This is a genomic window from Sphingomonas sp. (genome assembly GCF_024508665.1).
GTDB lineage: Bacteria > Pseudomonadota > Alphaproteobacteria > Sphingomonadales > Sphingomonadaceae > Sphingomonas.
In genome coordinates this window covers 225200-245353 of record NZ_JANINP010000007.1, presented here as the reverse complement: position 1 = coordinate 245353, position 20154 = coordinate 225200, and the positions used below count along the sequence as shown (strand labels likewise).

The 20154-nt window shown below is 65.9% G+C and carries 24 protein-coding genes; 14 read left to right on the top strand and 10 right to left on the bottom strand.

Annotated features, from left to right (window positions below; translation table 11 throughout):
- The first annotated feature begins 10 nt into the window (after positions 1 to 10).
- The gene (locus tag Q0L25_RS16315) at positions 11 to 913 is read left to right on the top strand and encodes a LysR family transcriptional regulator (protein WP_296616115.1); all 903 of its coding nucleotides are present in this window, start codon (positions 11 to 13) and stop codon (positions 911 to 913) included.
- Here Q0L25_RS16315 and Q0L25_RS16310 read toward each other — a convergent pair.
- Both Q0L25_RS16310 and Q0L25_RS16305 read right to left on the bottom strand, forming a co-directional pair.
- Positions 901 to 1365 (bottom strand): hypothetical protein, encoded by a 465-nt coding sequence (locus tag Q0L25_RS16310; protein ID WP_296616113.1) that lies wholly within the window; start codon positions 1363 to 1365, stop codon positions 901 to 903. The two genes, Q0L25_RS16315 and Q0L25_RS16310, sit on opposite strands and share 13 nt — an antisense overlap.
- 97 nt (positions 1366 to 1462) lie before the next feature.
- Complete coding sequence (locus tag Q0L25_RS16305) at positions 1463 to 2356, bottom strand: LD-carboxypeptidase (RefSeq protein WP_367184163.1); 894 nt, start codon at positions 2354 to 2356, stop codon at positions 1463 to 1465.
- Between Q0L25_RS16305 and murC the strand changes: the two genes are divergently transcribed.
- Entirely contained in the window at positions 2356 to 3756 is a 1401-nt protein-coding gene (gene murC / locus Q0L25_RS16300; RefSeq protein ID WP_296616111.1) for a Mur ligase family protein, read from the top strand. The genes Q0L25_RS16305 and murC overlap by 1 nt on opposite strands.
- A gap of 69 nt (positions 3757 to 3825) precedes the next feature.
- Here the strand turns inward: murC and Q0L25_RS16295 are convergent, their stop codons facing one another.
- Positions 3826 to 4524 carry a hypothetical protein gene (locus Q0L25_RS16295; protein ID WP_296616109.1) on the bottom strand — a complete coding sequence of 233 codons (699 nt, stop codon included), beginning with the start codon at positions 4522 to 4524 and terminating at the stop codon, positions 3826 to 3828.
- Between the two features lie 285 nt (positions 4525 to 4809).
- Here Q0L25_RS16295 and Q0L25_RS16290 point away from each other — a divergent pair, with 285 nt between their 5' ends.
- The 10 genes from Q0L25_RS16290 (at position 4810) to Q0L25_RS16245 (ending at position 11401) form a co-directional block, all read left to right on the top strand.
- Positions 4810 to 5214: a hypothetical protein gene (locus tag Q0L25_RS16290; RefSeq protein ID WP_296616107.1), complete on the top strand. Its 405-nt coding sequence runs from the start codon at positions 4810 to 4812 to the stop codon at positions 5212 to 5214.
- Positions 5211 to 5414, top strand: a complete 204-nt coding sequence (locus Q0L25_RS16285; RefSeq protein WP_296616106.1) for a helix-turn-helix transcriptional regulator — start codon at positions 5211 to 5213, stop codon at positions 5412 to 5414. The genes Q0L25_RS16290 and Q0L25_RS16285 overlap by 4 nt, the downstream gene beginning before the upstream one ends.
- Before the next feature lie 3 nt (positions 5415 to 5417).
- Positions 5418 to 6323: an alpha/beta hydrolase gene (locus Q0L25_RS16280; protein WP_296616104.1), complete on the top strand. Its 906-nt coding sequence runs from the start codon at positions 5418 to 5420 to the stop codon at positions 6321 to 6323.
- A 232-nt stretch (positions 6324 to 6555) separates the two neighbouring features.
- Entirely contained in the window at positions 6556 to 7278 is a 723-nt protein-coding gene (locus Q0L25_RS16275; RefSeq protein ID WP_296616103.1) for an alpha/beta hydrolase, read from the top strand.
- On the top strand, positions 7275 to 8072 hold the full coding sequence (locus Q0L25_RS16270; protein ID WP_296616101.1) for a hypothetical protein: 798 nt from the start codon (positions 7275 to 7277) through the stop codon (positions 8070 to 8072). Before Q0L25_RS16275 ends, Q0L25_RS16270 begins: the two co-directional genes overlap by 4 nt.
- A gap of 236 nt (positions 8073 to 8308) precedes the next feature.
- Entirely contained in the window at positions 8309 to 8752 is a 444-nt protein-coding gene (locus tag Q0L25_RS16265; protein WP_296616099.1) for a VOC family protein, read from the top strand.
- Between the two features lie 4 nt (positions 8753 to 8756).
- The gene (locus Q0L25_RS16260; protein ID WP_296616098.1) at positions 8757 to 9809 is read left to right on the top strand and encodes a nitronate monooxygenase; all 1053 of its coding nucleotides are present in this window, start codon (positions 8757 to 8759) and stop codon (positions 9807 to 9809) included.
- Positions 9806 to 10540 carry a hydroxyacylglutathione hydrolase gene (gene gloB / locus Q0L25_RS16255; protein ID WP_296616096.1) on the top strand — a complete coding sequence of 245 codons (735 nt, stop codon included), beginning with the start codon at positions 9806 to 9808 and terminating at the stop codon, positions 10538 to 10540. The genes Q0L25_RS16260 and gloB overlap by 4 nt, the downstream gene beginning before the upstream one ends.
- 41 nt (positions 10541 to 10581) lie before the next feature.
- The gene (locus Q0L25_RS16250) at positions 10582 to 11004 is read left to right on the top strand and encodes a hypothetical protein (protein ID WP_296616094.1); all 423 of its coding nucleotides are present in this window, start codon (positions 10582 to 10584) and stop codon (positions 11002 to 11004) included.
- A gap of 4 nt (positions 11005 to 11008) precedes the next feature.
- Positions 11009 to 11401, top strand: coding sequence for a DUF6491 family protein (locus Q0L25_RS16245; RefSeq protein ID WP_296616093.1), 393 nt, complete (start codon positions 11009 to 11011; stop codon positions 11399 to 11401).
- A gap of 321 nt (positions 11402 to 11722) precedes the next feature.
- On the opposite strand, the gene hslU is transcribed toward Q0L25_RS16245, so the two are convergent.
- Together hslU and hslV are read right to left on the bottom strand one after the other, a co-directional pair.
- Positions 11723 to 13021: an ATP-dependent protease ATPase subunit HslU gene (gene hslU / locus Q0L25_RS16240; protein ID WP_296616090.1), complete on the bottom strand. Its 1299-nt coding sequence runs from the start codon at positions 13019 to 13021 to the stop codon at positions 11723 to 11725.
- 119 nt (positions 13022 to 13140) lie between these two features.
- Entirely contained in the window at positions 13141 to 13692 is a 552-nt protein-coding gene (gene hslV, locus Q0L25_RS16235; RefSeq protein WP_296616089.1) for an ATP-dependent protease subunit HslV, read from the bottom strand.
- A gap of 195 nt (positions 13693 to 13887) precedes the next feature.
- Here hslV and Q0L25_RS16230 point away from each other — a divergent pair, with 195 nt between their 5' ends.
- Positions 13888 to 15096, top strand: coding sequence for a Yip1 family protein (locus Q0L25_RS16230; protein ID WP_296616087.1), 1209 nt, complete (start codon positions 13888 to 13890; stop codon positions 15094 to 15096).
- Positions 15097 to 15182: 86 nt separating this feature from the next.
- On the opposite strand, the gene Q0L25_RS16225 is transcribed toward Q0L25_RS16230, so the two are convergent.
- The 3 genes from Q0L25_RS16225 to Q0L25_RS16215 all read right to left on the bottom strand — a co-directional run bounded on the left by Q0L25_RS16225 (position 15183) and on the right by Q0L25_RS16215 (position 18467).
- On the bottom strand, positions 15183 to 16520 hold the full coding sequence (locus Q0L25_RS16225; RefSeq protein WP_296616085.1) for an Nramp family divalent metal transporter: 1338 nt from the start codon (positions 16518 to 16520) through the stop codon (positions 15183 to 15185).
- 52 nt (positions 16521 to 16572) lie between these two features.
- Entirely contained in the window at positions 16573 to 17445 is an 873-nt protein-coding gene (gene mtnP, locus Q0L25_RS16220) for an S-methyl-5'-thioadenosine phosphorylase (RefSeq protein WP_296616083.1), read from the bottom strand.
- 128 nt (positions 17446 to 17573) lie between these two features.
- Positions 17574 to 18467, bottom strand: a complete 894-nt coding sequence (locus Q0L25_RS16215) for a helix-turn-helix domain-containing protein (protein ID WP_296616081.1) — start codon at positions 18465 to 18467, stop codon at positions 17574 to 17576.
- A 108-nt stretch (positions 18468 to 18575) separates the two neighbouring features.
- Between Q0L25_RS16215 and Q0L25_RS16210 the strand changes: the two genes are divergently transcribed.
- Positions 18576 to 18959: a DUF2147 domain-containing protein gene (locus Q0L25_RS16210; RefSeq protein WP_296616080.1), complete on the top strand. Its 384-nt coding sequence runs from the start codon at positions 18576 to 18578 to the stop codon at positions 18957 to 18959.
- A gap of 73 nt (positions 18960 to 19032) precedes the next feature.
- Here the strand turns inward: Q0L25_RS16210 and Q0L25_RS16205 are convergent, their stop codons facing one another.
- Positions 19033 to 19512: a nuclear transport factor 2 family protein gene (locus Q0L25_RS16205; RefSeq protein ID WP_296616078.1), complete on the bottom strand. Its 480-nt coding sequence runs from the start codon at positions 19510 to 19512 to the stop codon at positions 19033 to 19035.
- Positions 19509 to 20141 (bottom strand): pyridoxamine 5'-phosphate oxidase family protein, encoded by a 633-nt coding sequence (locus tag Q0L25_RS16200; RefSeq protein ID WP_296616076.1) that lies wholly within the window; start codon positions 20139 to 20141, stop codon positions 19509 to 19511. Before Q0L25_RS16200 ends, Q0L25_RS16205 begins: the two co-directional genes overlap by 4 nt.
- Between the last annotated feature and the right edge of the window lie 13 nt (positions 20142 to 20154).

Sequence of the window (20154 nt, the reverse complement as noted above, 5' to 3'; positions counted from 1 at the left end):
GGATTCATCAATGCAGCGTGTGACGCCCGCCGATCTCGGCAGTTTCCTCGCCATCGCGCGCGCCGGCAGTTTCCGTCGGGCGGCGATCGACCTGGGCGTCACGCCATCGGCGCTGAGCCACGCCTTGCGCGCGCTCGAGGAACGGCTCGACCTCCGCCTGATCAACCGCACCACGCGCAGCGTCGCGCTGACCGAGGCCGGGCAGCGGCTGTTCGACCGCATCGATCCCGCCTTTCGCGATGTCGACGACGCGATCGAGGAACTGAACACCTGGCGCGGCACGCCGATCGGTACGTTGCGGATCAACGCCTCGCAGATCGCGGCGCAACTGGAGTTGATGCCGTTGCTCGCCGGCTTCCTCGCCGCGCATCCCGGAGTCACGGTGGAGATCACCGCGCAAGGGGCATTCGTCGACACCGTGGCGGGTGGCTATGACGCCGGCATCCGCTTCGGCGAACTGGTCGAGGCCGACATGATCGCGGTGCCGATCGGGCCGCATCGCCGCTTCGCGGTGGTCGGCACGCCGGGCTATTTCGAGCGGCATCCCCGCCCTACCCATCCCCGCGACGTGATCGGCCTGCCCTGCGTCCGCCATCGCTTCGAGCGCGGCGATCTCTATCACTGGGAATTCGAGCGCGCCGGGGTCGAGCTGGAGATCGCGATCGACGGTCCGTTCATCACCAACGACCAGGAGCTGATGCTCGACGCGGCACTGTCCGGGATCGGGCTGGCCTATCTGTTCGAGGAGATCGTCGCCGATCATATCGCGGCGGGCCGGCTGGAACGCGTGCTGGCCGACTGGTGCCCCTATTGGCCGGGTCTTTACCTTTTCTATCCGAGCCGGCGACAGATGCCGGCGCCATTACGCGCGTTCATCGATTTCGCACGGGCGCGCGCGCCTCAGGCCGCGTGAACGCCGATCGCAGCGGTGCGATGCGCACGCAGCCGGGCGTGGTCGGCATCGCTCAGTTCCGGCGCCATCATCTGGCGGACTTGGGCGATGTGCGCGCGGACCCGGCCGTTGAACCACGCCACTCCGGCTGCGGCCTGGTCCCAGTCGAGCGGCTCGTCGTCGACGCGCGCAACGAACTCGCGGACATTGAAGCGCAGATCTTCGGTCAGCGCGATGCACTCGACCTTGAGCTCGTTGACTCGCGCGCGCGTCGCCGCATCAGCATGTTCCAGCATCGGCGCGAATACCTGACGGTGCACGAACAATTGATAGGAGGCCATGACCAGAGCGGATTCGGACATTCGACGCTTCGCCGCATCTTCGGACGCCGGATCACGCGCCGCGACCAGGGCATCGCCTTCGGCCATCATCCGTTCGATCTTGGCGTGATATTCTTCCAGCGTCTGCGGCATCGGTGACCTCTCGATCACCGGATGGCTAGTGCGAATTGGTTAGCAAAGGCTTTGAGGGACTACGTAGTTCGACGGACGCTGCCCAATATGGGTATGATTACGTACGCGCAATGATCTGGCCGAAAGGCACGACATGATTGTTGCTGTCGTGCCCAATTAGTGCGCGGCCTTCGTAGAGAACCTTCATTATCTTGCTCCAATCCCACGCGATTTGGTCGGGCGTGTGGCCGAAATCAGCCTGACCGTCGGCGGGCGGCAAGGTGATCGAGCCCAAGCGGAGACTGGCGATGCCCGACAATTGCGTCGCGTTGGCGACATGGAACATCATCCGGTCGACTCGATAGAGATGCTCGCTGACCTCCTCGACCAGCAGGTCATGATCGGTCAGGTCGGGCAACCAATACGTGCCGATCATCGCGTCCAGGATCGACAGGTTGAACGCCGCCGCCGGCCGCCCCGATCCGACGATCCCGGGCTCGAGTCCCGCTTTGTCGCCATGGACCAGCCAGCCGAGCGTGCGCCGGACCGACGCGCCATTGTCGTTACGCGTGACGTCGATCGGCATCGGGCCGTGGATCGGCTTGCCGACCTTGCGCGCGTAGAGCGCACCGAGCATGAACCCCATGTCCGAATAGCCGACATAGGATTTGCGCTTCGCGGCGTCCTCCAGGTGTGGGAAGATCAGCGGGAACAGGCGGTTGGAGCCATAGCCGCCGCGCGCGAACCACACCGCATGGACGCTGGGATCGTTTGCATATTTGAGGAACGTGTCGGCGCGCAGTTGATCGGGGCCCGCCCAGGTATGGCCGCCGCCCGAGGCATAGCATTGCGGGTCGATTACCAGCTCGACATCATAATCGGCGGCGATTGTCGGCAGCGCGTCGAGCGAATGCTCCTCGACCCGGTTGGCAGGCGCCATCACCGCAATTTTCATCTGCCCTGCCGTCCCGTTCTTGCCGTCGTCCCAGAAAGCGGGGATAGCCCGGCGCAATGGATATGAGCAAACCCTGTTTCTTCGTCGGGATCGGCGGGTCGGGCATGATGCCGCTGGCAATGATCCTGGCGGCGCGCGGCGCCAGCGTGGCGGGTTCGGACCGCAGCCTCGACCAGGCGCGGCTGCCCGCCAAGTTCGATTATCTGCGCGACCTGGGGATCAAATTGTTCCCTCAGGACGGCAGCGGCATCTCCTCGCGCGATCAGATCGTCGTCGCCTCCGCCGCGATCGAGCCCACCGTGCCGGACATGATCGCCGCCGAGCGGCTGGAGTGCCCGCGCATGACTCGCGCGGAAATGCTCGCCGATCTGTTCAATGCCAGCACGATGCCGATCGGCGTCGCCGGCACCAGCGGCAAGTCGACCGTGACCGGGATGATCGGCTGGATCCTTCATGCGCTGCGTCGCGATCCGACGGTGATGAACGGCGCGGTGATGAAGAATTTCGCCTCGCCCAACGCGCCGTTCGCCAGCGCGCTGGTCGGCGGCGGCGATGCGTTCGTCAGCGAAGTCGATGAAAGCGACGGCTCGATCGCCCTGTTCGCGCCGCGCATCGCGGTGCTCAACAATGTCAGCCTCGACCATAAGAGCCTCGACGAGCTCAACCAATTGTTCGGCGACTTCATCGCCAAGTCGGAAATCGCGGTCGTAAATCTCGATAACGAGGACGGCGCGCGGCTGGCCGGAACGCTGCCCGCCAATCGCGTGGTCGGGTTCGCATTCAAGGCCGATGCCGAGATCACCGCGACCGATATCGTCGAGGAACCCTATGGCGCGCATTTCCAGCTCGTCGCGCGCGGGCACGATCCCGTCGCGGTCGAGCTCCAGGTGCCCGGCCGCCACAATATCGCCAACGCGCTCGCGGCGATCGCCGCCTGCCATGCGGCGGGCGTCTCGTTCGAGGATGCCGCGGTCGCGATCGCCGGATTCACCGGCCTGCGCCGCCGCTTCGAATTGGTGGGAGAGACCAACGGCATCGCGGTGCTCGACGATTTCGGGCACAATCCCGACAAGATCGCCGCGACGTTGACCACGCTCCACGCCTTTCCCGGCCGGCTGATCGTGCTGTTCCAGCCGCATGGCTACGGCCCGCTCAAGGCGATGCGCCGCGAACTCGTCGCCGCCTTCGCCCATGGGTTGAAGGCGGACGATGTTCTGATCCTCCCCGATCCCGCTTATTATGGCGGCACCGTGACCCGTGAAGTGACCAGCGCCGACATCGTCGCCGACGTTAAGGCGGCCGGCCGCAACGCGAGCCACATCGCCGATCGCGCCGAAGCGGCGGAGATGATCGCGGGTATCGCTCAACCCGGCGACCGCGTCGTGGTGATGGGCGCGCGCGACGACACGCTGAGCGTGCTCGCGGGCGATATACTGGCGAAAATCGCAGGGCTGTGACGCCGGCACACGAGCAAAGAAAAAGGGCCGCGCGGCGCATGCCGCACGACCCTTTGACGATTTGATCGCTTATTTGGTCGCCGAAGCCGGCTGCGCGGTCGCCTGAGGCGGCACTGCCGCCGTCGTCGCCGGCATGGCCGCCGGAGCAGGCGCCGCCGACGCGCCGGGCGGCACCATCACCGGGATGACGGTCGTTGTATAGACCTTGAGCTCGCGGCCCTGCTCGACGATCGCGCTCTTGCCGGTGACGAACGCGCCGAACACGCCGACGGCGACCACCGCGCCGACCGCGGCGCCGGTGTTGCCCCTGCCTTCCTGGCGGAACTTGCCCGACAGCGCGTAACGCTGGCCGCCGAGGTCGAAGCTGCGGATCTCATATTCCATCTTCGCCGACTTGCCGAACGCGCCCTTGCCCGTGCGCCACGTGACGACGCCGTTGACCGGCGTGCCCTTCGGCACGACGACGACATTGCCCAGCATCACGTCATAGGCAACGGTCGAGAGGAACGTCGAACCTTCGCGCGCCTTCTTCGAATTGAGTTCCGAATTCAGCCGCACGACCACTTCGGTATTGGTCGGCAGCACTGCATCGGCGGCAATCGTCGGCGTGGTCGGCGCGACGCCGGCCGGCCAGCTGGCCGCGATCGGCTTGGCGGCACCCGCCGGCGCATCGACATTGACTGGCGCGGCATTCTTGTCCTTGGCGATGACCGGCGCGGACGCGCACACCAATGCAACCGCCGCAGCGGTCAGAATCGTCCTGTTCATGCAAACCCCCTCACTAGCGAATCGCCTCCCCCCGGAGGCGAACTGGTTCTGTATTATCGGGATATTGCAGTTCGACCACCAATTTCTTGCCCGTTCTGGCGGGAGCGTGCGCCCGCCTTGCTGCACATACTGGGCGGCGGCCGAGCGACGCGCCTAGGCGGTCCGACAAAGGATGCCGTCGCGATATGCGAGGGCCATGACCATCCAATACCCTGTAAAGCCCCCTGGACTGACAAGCACGCTTTACTGTAAAGCTCACTTTACTGATTCGAAAGGAGCCTTTACATGATCATGAGCCCCGCCGGTTGGCGCTATAACAAGAGGGTCATCGTCCTCAGCCTGATCTACGCCGCGTTCCTGATCGGCGCGGTCTATGCGTTCAAACATCATTTGGTGGGTGGCCCGGTCGCCTGGATCGTGGCGATCCTGCCCGCGCTTCCGATCATCGGCATCTTCGCCGCGATCGGGCTCTATCTGGTCGAGGAGCAGGACGAATATGTCCGCATGCTGATGGTGCGCCAGACGCTCTGGGCGTCCGGCTTCGCGCTCAGCATCGCGACCATGTGGGGCTTTCTCGAAAGCTTCGAGCTGGTCAGCCATGTCGAGGTCTATTGGGTCTCCGTCCTGTGGTTCGGCGGGCTCGGCCTCGGCAATTTCGCCAATCGGCTGACGATGGGGGGAGGTCGATGAACAACCGCCTCAAGGTGCTGCGCGCCGAACGCAACTGGAGCCAGGGCGACCTCGCCGACAAGCTCGAGGTCAGCCGGCAGAGCGTCAACGCGATCGAGACCGGCCGCTACGACCCCTCGCTCCCCCTCGCCTTCAAGATCGCCGAGCTGTTCGGGCTCGCGATCGAAGACATCTTCGTTTCTCCCAGCAAGGAAGCCTGAACCATGAACCACTTCACTCTTCGCTTCGCCGTCGCCGTGCTCGCGCCGCTCGTTATCCTCCAGCCCAATATCGGCCATTGCGCCCCGGCTGCGGCGACCAGCACTGGCGAAGTCCGGATGGACCACATTTCGGTGACCGAGACCGGCAAGGGATCGCCGGTCATCCTGATCCCCGGCCTGTCCTCGCCGCGGGCGGTGTGGGACGGCGTCGTGCCCGAACTCGCCAAGTCGCACCGCGTCATCCTGGTCCAGGTCAACGGCTTTGCCGGCGACGATGCCGGCGCCAATCTGAAGCCGGGCGTGCTCGACGGGATCGTCGGCGACCTCCACGGCTATATCGCGCAGCACAAGCTGCAGGGCGCGGCGGTGGTCGGCCATTCGATGGGCGGTCTGGTCGGGCTGATGCTGGCCAAGGAGCAGCCCGGCGATGTCGGCAAGCTGATGATCGTCGACTCCCTGCCCTGGTACGGTATGCTGTTCGGTCCCGGCGCCACGGTCGACGCGGTCAAGCCGCAGGCCGCGGCGATGCGCGACCGGTTCGCGGCGAGCTATGGCAAGCCCGATGCGGCGGCCAATCAGGCGATGGCGGCGCGGTTCGCGCTCCGCCCGGACGCCCAGGCCAAGGTCGCCGGCTGGATGGGTCGGACCGATACCCGCGTGTCGGCGGAAGCAATGTACGAGGACATGATCACCGACCTGCGCGGCGACATGGGCAAGATCGCGACGCCGATCACGATGCTCTACCCGACCTCGGCAGCGCTGCCCAAGGCGGTGGCCGAGCCGCTCTACACCGCCGCATACAAGGACGCGCCGCATGCGACCCTGGTCGAAGTGCCGGACAGCGCGCATTTCATCATGCTCGATCAGCCGGAAGTGTTTTTGAAGGCGGTGACCGCGTTCGCGGGGTGACCTCTAGTTCCCCCTCCCGCTTGCGCGTGCGAGGTCGGCCATGCCCCCGGCATGGCCTGAAGAGCGCGGGGCGCTCTTCACCTCGCACGGGGTTAGGGGAGGGCCTGTTCATCAGCGCAGAAGCGACACGCCCTCCCCCAGCCCCTCCCGCAAGCGGGAGGGGAGCTAAACGACCCCTCCCGTAACCGGGAGGGGCTTTTTGTTTGTTCGCCCTCCCCCTACAGCCTCCCCCATGACCGATACCCCCACCCGCCCCGCGCTCGCTTATCACCTCACTGTCGGCAAGGGACCGCCGGTGGTCTTCCTGCCCGGCTATGCCAGCGACATGACCGGGACGAAGGCGGTCGCGCTGGAGGAATGGGCGAAGGCGGTTGGCCGCACCTATCTGCGCTTCGATTATGCCGGTTGCGGCGCGAGCGAGGGTGAGTTCGCCGACCAGACGCTGACCGGCTGGCGCGACGACGTGCTGGCGATGCTCGACATGCTCGCCGAGCCCGCGATCCTGGTCGGCTCGTCGATGGGCGGCTGGCTGATGCTGATGATCGCGCGCGATCATCCCGAGCTGGTCGCGGCGTTGGTCGGCATCGCGCCGGCGCCCGATTTCACCGACTGGGGCTTCTCGATGGATGAGAAGATGAAGCTGCTCCAGGATGGCCAATTCGAACGGCCGTCGCCTTATTCGGACCAGCCGACCGTCTATACCAGCCGCTTCTGGCAATCGGGCGAGGCGTCGCGGCTGACCGCGTCGATGCTGGCGATCGATTGCCCGGTGCGCATCCTCCATGGCCAGGGCGATCGCGACGTGCCGCACGAACGCTCGCTCCATCTGGCGCGGATCCTCCGTTCAGCCGACGTGCAGGTGACGTTGATCAAGGACGGCGACCACCGGCTGTCGCGCGACCAGGATATCGCGCTGCTGATCCGCACGATCGAAGGACTGTCGACGCGACCATGATCCTGCTTCCGCTGATGTTCCAGGTCGGGTCGACGCCGTCGGCTTTGTCGCCCAATGAGCAGCGCTATCGCGCCTGCATCGCGCTGGCGACGAGCGATCCCAAGGCGGCCGAGGCGGAGGCCGACCAGTTCCGCAGCGCCGGCGGCGGCGCCAGGGCGCACCAATGCCAGGGCATGGCCTATGCGCAGGAAGCGCGCTGGGGCGACGCCGCGACGGCTTTCGAGGCGGCGGCGCGCGATGCCGATACGGCCCATGATCCGGAAGCGGCGCGCTATTGGGCGCAAGCGGGCAATGCCTGGCTGGCGGCGGGCGATGCCGTGAAGGCGCAGACCGCGCTGACAACCGCTATCACCGCCGGCACGCTCGACAATTTCGGCCGCGGCGAGGCTTTGCTCGATCGCGCCCGCGCGCAGGTCGCCGCCGGCCGCCTTGCCTCGGCGCGGGGCGACATCGATGCCGGGCAGGAAGCGACGCCCAAGGATCCGCTCGCCTGGCTGTTGTCGGCGACGCTGGCGCGGCGGATGAACGATCTGTCCCGCGCGCAGACCGACATTGCCGAGGCGCTGAAATTGTCGTCGGACGATGCCTCGGTCCAGCTCGAGGCCGGCAATATCGCCGCTCTGTCGGGCGATGCCGATGGCGCGCGGACGGCGTGGCAGGCCGCGGCCAAGCTCGCGCCCGGCACTGCGATCGCGGACAATGCCCGGGCCGCGCTGGCGCAGTTCGATGCGCCGGCTGTTGCGGCGCCAACCACCTCCCCCGTAACAAGCCCGGCGCCCGCCAAGAAACCTTAGCGCTGGGCATCGCTTCGCCCCCTTCCTGCAAGGGAGGGGATCAGGGGTGGGTGGGCAGCGGGCGAGGCTCGATGCCTCGTCCGATGCTGTTTTGGCGGGTCGCTTTTTGGGTCTTTTTGGGCGCGCAGACGCGCGCACCCACCCCCGGCCCCTCCCTTGCAGGGAGGGGAGTACTAGCACTGGCGCGACTCCCCTCGCGCCCCTATCTCCCGCCTGAACCAGCAGGGAGAAGACGAATGAATTATCTCCACACCATGATCCGGGTCAGCGATCCGGACGCGACGGTGCGGTTCTTCGAGCTGCTCGGCCTCAAGGAGGTCCGCCGCTTCGACAATGAGAAGGGTCGCTTCACGCTGATCTTCCTGGCGACCGAGGACGATCAGCAGATCGGCGATCGCCGCGCGGAGGTCGAGCTCACCTACAACTGGCCCGCGGAAGACGGCAGCGTCGAACAATATTCGGGCGGACGCAATTTCGGCCACCTCGCCTATCGCGTCGACAATATCTACGAGACGTGCCAGCGGCTGATGGACGCCGGCGTGACGATCAACCGCCCGCCGCGCGACGGCCACATGGCGTTCGTCCGCACCCCCGACAACATCTCGATCGAATTGCTCCAGAACGGCGTACTCGAACCTGCCGAGCCCTGGGCGTCGATGCCGAATACGGGGGAATGGTGACCCGGTGAGCGCCGCGACCGATCGCTTCCTGGCGCTGACCGGCGCGCGCCTGCCGCTGGTTCAGGCGCCGATGGCCAATTTCGCCGGTAGCGCGCTGGCGATCGCCGCGCTGAAGGCTGGCGCAGTCGGATCGCTCGCCTGTGCGGTGCTGTCGCCCGATCAGGTCGCGGCCGAAGTCGCCGCAATCCGGGCGGCGGCAACCGGGCCGATCAACGTCAATTTCTTCTGCCATAGACTCGGACCGCAGCCCGACGAAAGTGCCTGGCACGCGGCGCTCGCTCCCTTCTACCAGGCGGAAGGCGTCGCCCCGCCGACCCAGCCGCCAGCGTTACGCAAGCCGTTCGATGCCGCGATGGCCGAGGTGATCGAGGCAGTGCGGCCGGAGATCGTCAGTTTCCATTTCGGCCTGCCCGAGCGCGATCTGCTCGACCGCGTCCGGGCGACCGGGGCACGCATTTTCGGCAATGCCACCACCTTGGCGGAGGCGCGCTTCCTCGCCGATGCAAGTGTAGACGCGATCATCGCCCAGGGATTCGAGGCGGGCGGCCATGCCGGCCATTTCCTGATCGGCCATCGCCCGATCGGCATGCTCGCGCTGGTCCGCCAGATCCTGAACAATATCGACTTGCCGGTGATCGCGGCAGGCGCAATCGCCGACGCCGGCGCGGCCAAGGGAGCGATAGCCGCAGGCGCGGCAGCGGTGCAGGTCGGCACCGCCTATCTCCGCACGCCCGAAGCGACCACCAGCGCGGTGCACCGCCGGCTTCTGGCGCAGGCCGGGCCCGAGGATAGCGTCTTCACCAATCTCTTCTCCGGCGGGCTGGCGCGCGGGTTGCGCAACCGCCTGATCGAGGCTCTCGGGCCGGTCAGCGATGCCGCCCCGCCCTTTCCCTATGCCAGCGCCGCACTGGCGCAATTGCGCGCCAAGGCCGAAGCCGACGGGCGCGGCGACTATTCGCCGTTATGGGCGGGGCAAGGCGTCGGCCTGTCGGGCGACGAACCTGCCGAAGATTTGACAGCCAGACTCGGTGCCGCGGCGCTGGAAGGAAACAGATGAGCAAGCTCGACATCGTCCGCATTGCCGCACTCAGCGACAATTACATCTGGCTCGTCCACGACCCGGAAAGCGGCGAGACGATGGTGGTCGACCCCGCCGAAGCCGACCCCGTGCTGGCCGAGGCGGAGCGGCGCGGCTGGACGATCAGCGCGATCTGGAACACCCATTGGCATCCCGATCACACCGGCGGCAATGCGGCGATCAAGCAGGCGACCGGCGCTCCGGTGATCGCGCCTGCCGCCGAGGCGGCAAAGATCCCCACCGCCGATAGGCTGGTCATGGAAGGCGATACCGTCATGCTGGGCAAGCATATCGCGACCGTGCTGGAGACGCCCGCGCATACCGCCGGCCATGTCACCTATCATTTCGCCGATGACGCGGTGGCTTTTACCGGCGACACCCTGTTCGCAATGGGATGCGGCCGCTTGTTCGAAGGCACTGCGGCGCAAATGTATGCCAATATGCAGCGGCTGGCGGCCCTGCCGCCGGAAACCTCGGTCTATTGCGCGCACGAATATACGCTGTCGAACGCGCGCTATGCGCGGGTCGCCGAACCGGACAACGAGGCGATCGCCGCACGCCTGCGCGAGGTGGAAAAGATGCGCGAGCGTGGCGAGGCGACCGTGCCGACGACGATCGCGCTCGAACGCGCCACCAATCCGTTCATGCGCGCGCAATCGATTGAACAATTTGCCGAACGGCGCGCCTCTAAGGATGTATTCCGCGGCTGAACCGGTGTAGGATCGAGCCGAGGGGATGCGAAGGAGCCGCTATGCGTAACCGTATCTTTCCGCTCGCGTCGCTGTCCGTCGCGGCAGTAGCACTGTCGTCGTGCACGATGACTCCCGCCGAGACCGCCCGCGCCGCCGATGCCAAGGCCGCGACCCAGGCCGCGCTGGGCAAGGAACTCGCCGGGCTGACGCCGACCGAGACCAAGGACTGTATGGACAATTACCAGTCCTCGTCGCTCAAGGCCTATGGCGGGACCCTAGTCTACAGCGTCAGCAGGAAGCTGAAATACGTTAACGACACCGGTGGTGGTTGTGAGGCGGTCGAACGCGGCGACATTCTGGTCACCAAGTCGCCCAGCGGGCGGCTGTGCCGCGGCGATATCGCGCAGACCGTGATGCCAGGGTCGCGCATCCCGTCGGGCAGCTGCGCGCTGGGATCGTTCGTCACCTACCGCGCGAAGTAGCGCCATGCGCATCGTGCTGATCCCCATCGCCGCGCTCGGCCTGCTCGGCGCCGCCGCGCCCGCCGCCCCGCGTCAGGAAACCATCGAGAGCGCACTTGCCGGGCGCGTCGCGGGCAAGCCCGTCGATTGCGTCGACCACTCGCGTCTCGACGGCCCGCAAGTCATCGACGACAAGACGCTGATCTATCGTGAATCGGGCCGCCGTGTCTGGCGTAACGACTTGATCGGCGTGTGCCCCGGCCTCAAGCCGATGGACACGCTGATCGTCGACGTCTTCGGCACGCAATTATGCCGCAACGACCGCTTCCGCGCGCTGACTCCGGGTCTGAGTATCCCCGGCCCGTACTGCCGGCTGGGCAAGTTCACGCCTTACGACAAACCGGCCAAGGGGAAATAAGGTTCGATTCACTCCTGGCCTTCGTCCGGCGTCGTGCCGGGCCCACCGGCCGCAAGTGCGGGACAATATGCCCACAGACCTGAGCAGGAAATATTGGGCACCCTCACCCTTCCCACCGGCTGCGCCGGCGGGCCCCTTCCCTCTCCCATTGGGAGAGGGAGGGAGGCGCGAAGCGCCGGAAGGGTGAGGGTGTTCAAAGATGGGTAACCCGTTTCCACCGTGTTCTAGTCGCTTGTGGATGGCGGAACGAGCCCGACATGGCGAATTCCATCGAATGTCGATCCCAGTGCTGCGAACTCGCCTCCCGCACCGCACCACCGTTCACAACACGAAGCGGCTGAGGTCGGTGTTGCGGGCGATCGAGGCGAGTTGCTTGTCGACATAGGCGGCGTCGATCGTCAGCGTGCTGCCCGAGCGATCCTCGGCGTCGAAGCTCACTTCCTCGATCAGCTTTTCCATCACCGTCTGCAGCCGCCGCGCGCCGATATTCTCGACCGCGGCGTTCACTTCAGCCGCGACCTTCGCGACCGCGCGAATGCCGTCGTCGGTAAAGTCGATCGTCACGCCTTCGGTCGCGATCAGCGCTTTATATTGTTCGGGCAACGACGCCTTGGTGTCGTTGAGGATCGCCACGAAATCGTCCTCGGTCAGGCCCTTCAGCTCGACCCGGATCGGCAACCGGCCCTGGAGTTCGGGCAGCAGGTCCGACGGCTTGGCGACGTGGAATGCGCCCGACGCGATGAACAGGATATGGTCGGTCTTCATCGGCCCGTATTTGGTCGCGACCGTGGTTCCTTCGATCAGCGGCAGCAGGTCGCGCTGGACGCCCTCGCGGCTGACCGATCCGCCGCGCACGTCGCTGACCGCGATCTTGTCGATCTCGTCGAGGAACACGATGCCGTTGGACTCAGCGTCGGCCAGCGCGACCCGCGCGACGTCTTCCTGGTCGAGCCGCTTGTCGGCTTCTTCCTCGACCAATTTGTCCCAGGCCGACGGCACGGTCAGCTTGCGGCGCTTCATCTGGCCCTGGCCGAATGCCTTGCCCATCATCTCGCCGAGATTGATCATCCCGACCTGGCCGCCGCCGGGAATCTCGAACGGCATCTGGGGCGCGGCCTCCAGCTCGATCTCGATCTCGGTCTCGTTCAGATGGCCGTCCTTGAAGCGCTGGCGAAACGCCTCGCGCGTGGCGGTCGAACTGTCGCGCCCGGTGAGTGCGTCGAGCAGGCGGTTCATCGCCGCCTCCTCGGCCTTGTCCTTAACGGCGACGCGGCGGCGCTCCTTCTCCAGCCGGATCGCTTCCTCGACCAGATCGCGTGCGATCTGCTCGACGTCACGGCCGACATAGCCGACCTCGGTGAACTTGGTCGCCTCGACCTTGACGAAGGGAGCGTCGGCCAGCTTGGCCAGGCGGCGCGAGATCTCGGTCTTGCCGCACCCGGTCGGCCCGATCATCAGGATGTTCTTCGGCGTGACCTCGTCGCGCAGATCGGCCGAGAGGCGCTGCCGGCGCCAGCGATTGCGCAGCGCGACGGCGACCGCCTTCTTGGCGTCAGTCTGTCCGATGATATGCGCATCGAGTGCGGCCACAATCGCCTTGGGAGTCAGTGTGTCGTTCATATTCTTCTTCTTCAGCCCCTCCCCTTCAGGGGAGGGGTAGGGGGTGGGGGATATTTCGTAGAGTGGGTCGCTTGTGACTGCCCCACCCCAACCCCTCCCCTGAAGGGGAGGGGCTTAGATTAACTCGCGCTATCCAAACTCTCCACGGTCACGCGGTCGTTGGTGTAGACGCAGACTTCCGCGGCGATCTTCATCGCCTTGCGGCAGATCGTCTCGGCATCGTCCTCATACTCGACCAGCGCGCGCGCAGCGGCGAGCGCGTAATTGCCGCCCGATCCGATCGCGGCGACCCCAGCTTCCGGTTCGAGCACGTCGCCATTTCCGGTCAGGATCAGCGTCACATCCTTGTCGGCGACGATCATCATCGCCTCCAGGTTGCGCAGATATTTATCGGTCCGCCAGTCCTTGGCGAGATCGACCGCGGCGCGCATCAACTGGCCGTTGGCGCGTTCGAGCTTCGCCTCGAGCCGCTCGAACAGGGTGAAGGCATCGGCGGTCGCGCCGGCGAACCCGGCGATCACGCTGCCGTCGCCCAACCGGCGTACCTTCTTGGCATTGGGCTTCATCACCGTCTGGCCGGCGGTCACCTGGCCATCGCCGATGACGATCACCTTGCCGTTCTTGCGCACGGAGAGAATTGTCGTGCCGTGCCACGTCATCTTGTCACTCATGCCCGCCATGTAGGCATCGGTTGCGCGGGCGCAACATCACCCTCCCCGTAGCGGGCAAAGAGTGATACCTTGGCCAGGACACGCTGCCGCTACGGCAAGCGATGTCGGGTCGATCCAATAATTGCGCCGCCAAAGGCGGCAGAAGGTGATGGTAGCGGCGCGCTTCGGCGCGAAAAAGAAAGGGGTTTCAGCATCATGGCGAGCGAATTTCCCAAGGATATCGGACAGCCTCCGGTTGGGGGCGGCATGATAGGGCGTATTCAGCGGCTGATATTGAAACCCAAGGACGAATGGCCCGCAATCGATGCCGAGCCGATGACCGCGCAGGGCATCCTGATGGGCTGGGTGGCGCCGCTCGCCGCCATCGGTCCGGCGGCGCGGCTGATCCAGGGCCAGCTATTTCCGATGAGCGTGTTCGGTGTCACGTGGCGTCCGCCATTGCTCGGCGCGATCGTTACCGCGATCCTGACCTGGTTGCTGGCGATCGCCTCCACCTATGTCTGGGCGCTGGTCATCGACGCACTTGCCCCGAGCTTCGGCGGCACCAAGAACCAGATTTCGGCGCTCAAGGCGGCGGCCTTCTCGGGCACCGCGGCGTGGATCTGCGGCATCTTCGGGATCCTGCCCTTTCTTGGCATCCTCGCCATCCTGGGCCTGTACAGCATCTATCTGTTCTGGGTTGGCGGCCCCATCCTGATGAAGGTGCCGCAGGACAAGGCGCCCGGCTTCATCATCGTTTCGATCATCGTCGGCGCGGTAGCGATGATCGTCGCCGGCATGGTCGCGCTCGCGATCGGCGGTGCGATGTTCGCGATGACGCCGAACGCCTTCGGCCCGGCAGGCGGCGGCACGATCACCGTGGGCGGCACGACGCTCGACACCGGCAAGCTCACCGATAGCGCGGCCAAGCTCCAGGCAGCCACCAGCGCGATGGAAGCGTCGGTCAAGGGTGGGAACGGTGCGGTCAAGGCGGTCGATCCTGGCGCGCTGCAGAACCTGTTGCCGGCCTCGATCTCGGGCTGGAATCGGACCAGCGTCGAGAATCAGGGCGGCTCTGCCGCAGGCATCGGCGGCAGCAACGCCCGCGCCGAATTCCAGTCGGGCGACCAGAGCTTCAGTCTCTCGGTCACCGACACCGGGGTCCTCGGCAACATCGCGACCTTGGGCGGCGCAATCAACGCGACGTCCAACAAACAGACCGCCACCGGCTACGAAAAGTCCGAGATGCAAGACGGCAACAGGGTCGAGGAGAAGTGGGACAATCAGTCGAAATCGGGCAGCTATTCGGTGCTCGTCGCCAGCCGCTTCGCCGTCGAGGCGAGCGGCTCCGCCCCCAGCATCGACACGCTGAAATCCGCGGTCGCCTCGGTCAATCTCGGCCAATTGCAGTCGATGGCCAAGTAAGCCTCCAGCAGACTCCAGACGTTCCGCATCCTTCTCGCCGGCACCAGCTCGATAGGCTGCGAGACAGGGACAAGGCTTCCTACCGATCAGCCGGCGACTACCCCCGCCAGCAGCTTCACATTCAACACAATGATCGCAAGAGCGACCGCCCACGCCGCCACCCGCAGCGGCCAGGGACTGGCGAACTCGCCCATCATCCGGCGGTCGCTGGTAAAGCCGACCAGCGGAACTACGGCGAAGGGAAGTTGAAGGCTCAGGACGACCTGGCTGAGCACCAGCAAGCTGGTAGTCGCTCCCTCGCCCGCAATCGCGATCACCAACGCAGCCGGCACGATCGCCAGCAACCGCGTCACGATGCGGCGCAGCCAGACCGGCAGGCGCAGATCGAGGAACCCCTCCATCACGATCTGGCCCGCCAGCGTGCCGGTGATGGTCGAATTCTGCCCCGAGGCGAGCAACGCCAAGGCGAATACTACGCTCGCCGCGCCCGCGCCCAGCATCGGCGACAACAGGCTATGCGCCTGTTCGATATCGGCGACGTCGGTGCGGCCCGAGATGTGGAATACCGATGCAGCCAGGATCAGGATCGCGGCGTTGATCAGGAACGCCAGGCCGAGCGATACGATCGTGTCGATCGTCGCCAGCCGGATCGCCCCGCGCTCGTCGCTTGCCGCGACCTTGCGCGTCTGCACCACCGACGAATGGAGATAGAGATTGTGCGGCATCACCGTCGCACCCAGGATGCCGATCGCGATATAGAGCATCGCCGGGTTGGTGACGATGTCCGGCCGCGGCACCAGCCCCCCTGCCACAGCCCCCCAATCGGGCCGCGCCAACCATAATTCGTAGGCGAAGCATCCGGCGATCACGATCAGCAATGTTGCGATGAACGCCTCCAGCTTGCGGAACCCGAACCGCTGCAGCGAGAGCAACAACAGCACGTCGAAGGCGGTGATCACCACGCCGGCGAGCAAGGGCAGCCCGAACAGCAATTTGAGCGCGACCGCGGTGCCGAGCACTTCGGCCAGGTCGCAGGCGATGATCGCCACCTCGCACAACAGCCATAGACCGATCGTGGTCTTGCGCCCGTATCGCGCGCGGCACGCCTGGGCGAGATCGAGTTTCGCCGCGATGCCGAGCCGCGCCGACAAGGTCTGGAGCAGGATCGCCATCAGGCTCGACAGCAGGACGACGGCGAGCAACGTGTAGCCGAACGCCGATCCACCGGCGAGGTCGGTCGCCCAATTGCCCGGGTCCATATAACCGACCGCGACGAGATAACCCGGACCGACAAAGGCGAAGAACCGCCGCCACGCGCCAGTCGCCGGCACCGCGATGCTGGCATGGCTTTCGGCAAGTGACGGCCGCCCTCGCGCAAAAGGCGCGGCGTCGTGGATGGCGTCGCTGTTCGGCGGTGGCGTCATTCGGTCCCCGTTCGCGTCCGCGCCTTCAAAGCCGCACGAGCGTCGATCGTTCCTAGCGCCGCAATGCCCGGCCCGCCACCGCGTCGAGCTTAGCCAGCAACGCCGGGTCGCGTTTGGCCGGATCGGTGATCAAAGCAACGTCCAGACATGTGTCGATCGGCGACGGCGTGCGTTCGCTGGGCAGTGCCTTGACGAAGGCCTCGACCGTGCGGCGCGCGACCTCGCCGTTCTTGTGCATCTGCGCGATCACTTCGGCCACCTCGACCGGCGCCTCGCTCTCGCGCCAGCAATCGTAATCGGTGACCATGCCGATCAGCGCATAAGGCAGCTCGGCTTCGCGTGCCAGCTTGGCCTCGGGCATCGCGGTCATGCCGATCACGTCGGCGCCCCAGTCGCGATAGAGCAGGCTTTCGGCACGGGTCGAGAATTGCGGCCCCTCCATCGCCAGATAGGTGGCGCCGGTCGCCACCTTGCCGCCCGCCGCCTCGACCGCCGCGGCGGCGAAGCCCGAAAGGCGTTCGCACACCGGATCGGCCATGCTGACGTGCGCGACCATGCCGGTGCCGAAGAAGCTGGACGCGCGATGGACGGTGCGGTCGATGAACTGCTCGACCACGACGAAATGCCCGGGCGGCAGATCCTCCTCGAGCGAGCCGATCGACGAGATCGCCAGCACGTCGGTCACGCCCGACCGCTTGAGCGCGTCGATATTGGCGCGGAAATTAAGCTCGGACGGTGGGATGGCGTGTCCGCGACCATGGCGTGGCAGGAAGACGAGGTTGACGTTACCGATACGCCCGAACAGCAACTCGTCCGACGGAGAGCCCCAGGGCGTATCGACGCGACGCCACCCGGCATCTTCCAGCCCGTCAATCGCATAAAGACCCGATCCGCCGATGATCCCGATCGTCCAACCGTCGCTCATAGGGTCTCCTGTAAGTGCGATTCGCCGCCTTCCCTTAAGGTTTGATCGGGGGGAATTGAACCGGGGGCGGCGTGGAGGAAATCCCCCTCCCGCTCGCGGGAGGGGAGAAGAAGCATCTCGCCGCGACATCACTCGGGACGATGCAGCGCTTGCGCGGGCGCGCCGAGCATCGCGCGGCGGAGGCGTGTCGACGCCGCGTTGATCGGCCGCGGCAGGCGCAGGAAATCGCCGGGGGCCATGCCGAGGAATTCGTGGCTGTCGCGAATGAAATGCGATTGGTCGTGATAGCCGATATCGAGCACATCGACCCAATGGGCGTTCGGCTGCTCCTCCAGCCGGGTCAGTGTCCGCAGGAACCGTGCCCGGCGCAGCAGCAGCTTCGGCCGAAACCCGAACGACGCGAGCGCGAGGCGCAGGAACCCGCGCGGATGCATGCCCACCGCGGCGGCCGCTTCGTTGACGGTGATCGGCGGGGCCTGGACGAGCAGGCGGTGCATCGCTTCGATACGCGCATCGTTGCGTCCCGCAGAGCCCAATCGGGCAAGAAAGTAGCCATCCATCACCCTTACCGCGGACGCTGCATCGGTTGCGCCAATCACGTCGCCCGCCAGCTCGCCCGCACCCGGGAGCACGTTGGCGAGCGCGACGACGCCGTCGGCGTGCGACGCCGCGTCCACTCCGATCAATCGCGTCCAGCCGAGCGGTGTCAGGCCCGCGCCGATCATCGTTCCGGCGCCAGACGCGCTGGTGCTCGACCGGCTGGTCGGACCGAACAGCGCCGCTTGCGGCACAGGATCGAACGCGCGGTCGCCGATCGCGATGCGCCAATTCATGTCCGACGCATAGAACCGAACGTTGGCCCAAGCGGGATAAAAGACGTCGTAATGGACGTGGCCCGGCGGGTAGGAGAGAGTGTAGAAATGATAGCCGGAAATAAACCGTCGCAGCTCGGGGACGGGCAGCATGAACTGGACCGCTATCTGGCTATCCGCCGGTGCGGCGACATCTGCGTTACGCGTCACTTGTACAGCCCCCCAGCCCCATATTAGGCTAGGGAGGGCGCGCCCGCCGCGCAATGATCTGGGATAGGCATAGCCATGATTCTTCGTCTTTTTATTGGATTCGCCGTCATGGCGGCGGCCGCTCCCCTGGCGGCTGCGGCGCCGCCGATCGCCGGCCGCTGGCTGACCGCGGACGGCGGCGCGGTGGTCGCGATCGGCGATTGCGGCGGCTCGATCTGCGGCCGCGTCGTCAAGGTGATCAAGGGTCCGCCGGCCGGCAAGCCCTGGGTCGATGCGCTCAATCCCGATCCCAGGCTCAAGACCCGCCCGCTGGTCGGCCTGCCGATCCTGACCGAGATGGCCGCGTCGGGTGACGGCTGGAAAGGCAAGATCTACGACCCCAAGAGCGGCAAGACGTACCGCGCGGTCGTCGGCCGCGACGGCGCCAATCTGAAGGTTCAGGGCTGTATCGCGATATTCTGTCAGACCATGATCTGGACACGCGCGGGATAGACGTTTGCCGCGATCGCCTCGGCCGCTCGGCGCCGAGTCCGATCGTTCGGTGTTGGCTCCGACGCGACGCAGGTCATCCCCCGACGCCAATCAGGCCCGGATAGTCCTGAGGCCGCGGACCGGGACCGTCCCAGCGGAACCTGCGTTCGGATTCGGCGATCGCCACGTCGTTCACCGACGCCTCGCGACGGCGCATCAGGCCGTTATCGGCAAACTCCCATTGCTCGTTTCCGTAGCAGCGATACCATTGCCCCTCGGTTCGGCATTCATACTGGAACCGGACCGCGATGCGGTTGCCGGTGAAGGCCCACAGATCCTTGACGAGCCGATATTCCTCCTCACGCGCCCATTTCCGCGTGAGCAGTTCGATGACCGCCTCTCGCCCGCGCAGAAAAACGTCGCGATTCCGCCATTCGCTGTCGATCGTATAGGCGAGCGCCACACGTTCCGGATCGCGGCTGTTCCAGGCATCCTCGGCCGCGCGCACCTTGAGCAAGGCGGTTTCGTGCGTGAAGGGCGGCAGGGGCGGCCGCGGAATTTCGAGTTCGGTCATGCGATACTATCCTTTCGGCTGAGCGTAGCGCGCAACATGGCATTTTCCTGTTCGAGTTCGGCAAGGCGCGCCTTGAGCGGCGCCGACGCGGCGGCGATTTCTGCTTCGGTGAAGCGCGGCACTATATGCTGCGGACAATTCCAGTCGAACGCTTCGAGGTGAAGTACAAAGGCGCGCTCGGGAGCGGCGCGATAGCCCGCAAGATCGAGCGCCGCCGCCAGCGCCGGATCGGCGGCGAGGTCGCGCGCCTCGATATGCGCAAATAGCTTCAGCCTGCGCCGGCGCGGATAATCCATCAGGAAGACGGCGACGCGGTCGTCCGCGGCAACGTTGCCGAGCGTGATATATTGGCGATTGCCGCGGAAATCGGGGAAAGCGAGCGTCGTCTCGTCGAGCACCTTGAGGAAGCCCGGCGGACCGCCGCGATGCTGGACATAGGGCCAGCCGCTTTCGGACACGCTGGCGAGGTAAAAGCTGTCGCGCTGGGCAATGAATTCGGCTTCCGCCGCACCGAAGCGATTGGCCGGGCGATGGCCGCCCACATTGTCGTACAGTCCGGCACTGCCATTCGCGGCCTGCGCGGCAAGCACCGAGGGTGTGGTTGCGATGGTAAGGAAGGCATTGCCCATGTGCCGACTCCAA

Bases quoted from the DNA above. Each gene is read 5' to 3' on its own strand.
- Q0L25_RS16315 (WP_296616115.1), top strand. From the start codon at position 11: ATGCAGCGTGTGACGCCCGCCGATCTCGGCAGTTTCCTCGCCATCGCG.
- Q0L25_RS16310 (WP_296616113.1), bottom strand. From the start codon at position 1,365: ATGCCGCAGACGCTGGAAGAATATCACGCCAAGATCGAACGGATGATG.
- murC (WP_296616111.1), top strand. From the start codon at position 2,356: ATGGATATGAGCAAACCCTGTTTCTTCGTCGGGATCGGCGGGTCGGGC.
- Q0L25_RS16295 (WP_296616109.1), bottom strand. From the start codon at position 4,524: ATGAACAGGACGATTCTGACCGCTGCGGCGGTTGCATTGGTGTGCGCG.
- Q0L25_RS16290 (WP_296616107.1), top strand. From the start codon at position 4,810: ATGATCATGAGCCCCGCCGGTTGGCGCTATAACAAGAGGGTCATCGTC.
- Q0L25_RS16285 (WP_296616106.1), top strand. From the start codon at position 5,211: ATGAACAACCGCCTCAAGGTGCTGCGCGCCGAACGCAACTGGAGCCAG.
- Q0L25_RS16280 (WP_296616104.1), top strand. From the start codon at position 5,418: ATGAACCACTTCACTCTTCGCTTCGCCGTCGCCGTGCTCGCGCCGCTC.
- Q0L25_RS16275 (WP_296616103.1), top strand. From the start codon at position 6,556: ATGACCGATACCCCCACCCGCCCCGCGCTCGCTTATCACCTCACTGTC.
- Q0L25_RS16270 (WP_296616101.1), top strand. From the start codon at position 7,275: ATGATCCTGCTTCCGCTGATGTTCCAGGTCGGGTCGACGCCGTCGGCT.
- Q0L25_RS16265 (WP_296616099.1), top strand. From the start codon at position 8,309: ATGAATTATCTCCACACCATGATCCGGGTCAGCGATCCGGACGCGACG.
- gloB (WP_296616096.1), top strand. From the start codon at position 9,806: ATGAGCAAGCTCGACATCGTCCGCATTGCCGCACTCAGCGACAATTAC.
- Q0L25_RS16250 (WP_296616094.1), top strand. From the start codon at position 10,582: ATGCGTAACCGTATCTTTCCGCTCGCGTCGCTGTCCGTCGCGGCAGTA.
- Q0L25_RS16245 (WP_296616093.1), top strand. From the start codon at position 11,009: ATGCGCATCGTGCTGATCCCCATCGCCGCGCTCGGCCTGCTCGGCGCC.
- hslU (WP_296616090.1), bottom strand. From the start codon at position 13,021: ATGAACGACACACTGACTCCCAAGGCGATTGTGGCCGCACTCGATGCG.
- hslV (WP_296616089.1), bottom strand. From the start codon at position 13,692: ATGAGTGACAAGATGACGTGGCACGGCACGACAATTCTCTCCGTGCGC.
- Q0L25_RS16230 (WP_296616087.1), top strand. From the start codon at position 13,888: ATGGCGAGCGAATTTCCCAAGGATATCGGACAGCCTCCGGTTGGGGGC.
- Q0L25_RS16225 (WP_296616085.1), bottom strand. From the start codon at position 16,520: ATGACGCCACCGCCGAACAGCGACGCCATCCACGACGCCGCGCCTTTT.
- mtnP (WP_296616083.1), bottom strand. From the start codon at position 17,445: ATGAGCGACGGTTGGACGATCGGGATCATCGGCGGATCGGGTCTTTAT.
- Q0L25_RS16210 (WP_296616080.1), top strand. From the start codon at position 18,576: ATGGCGGCGGCCGCTCCCCTGGCGGCTGCGGCGCCGCCGATCGCCGGC.
- Q0L25_RS16205 (WP_296616078.1), bottom strand. From the start codon at position 19,512: ATGACCGAACTCGAAATTCCGCGGCCGCCCCTGCCGCCCTTCACGCAC.
- Q0L25_RS16200 (WP_296616076.1), bottom strand. From the start codon at position 20,141: ATGGGCAATGCCTTCCTTACCATCGCAACCACACCCTCGGTGCTTGCC.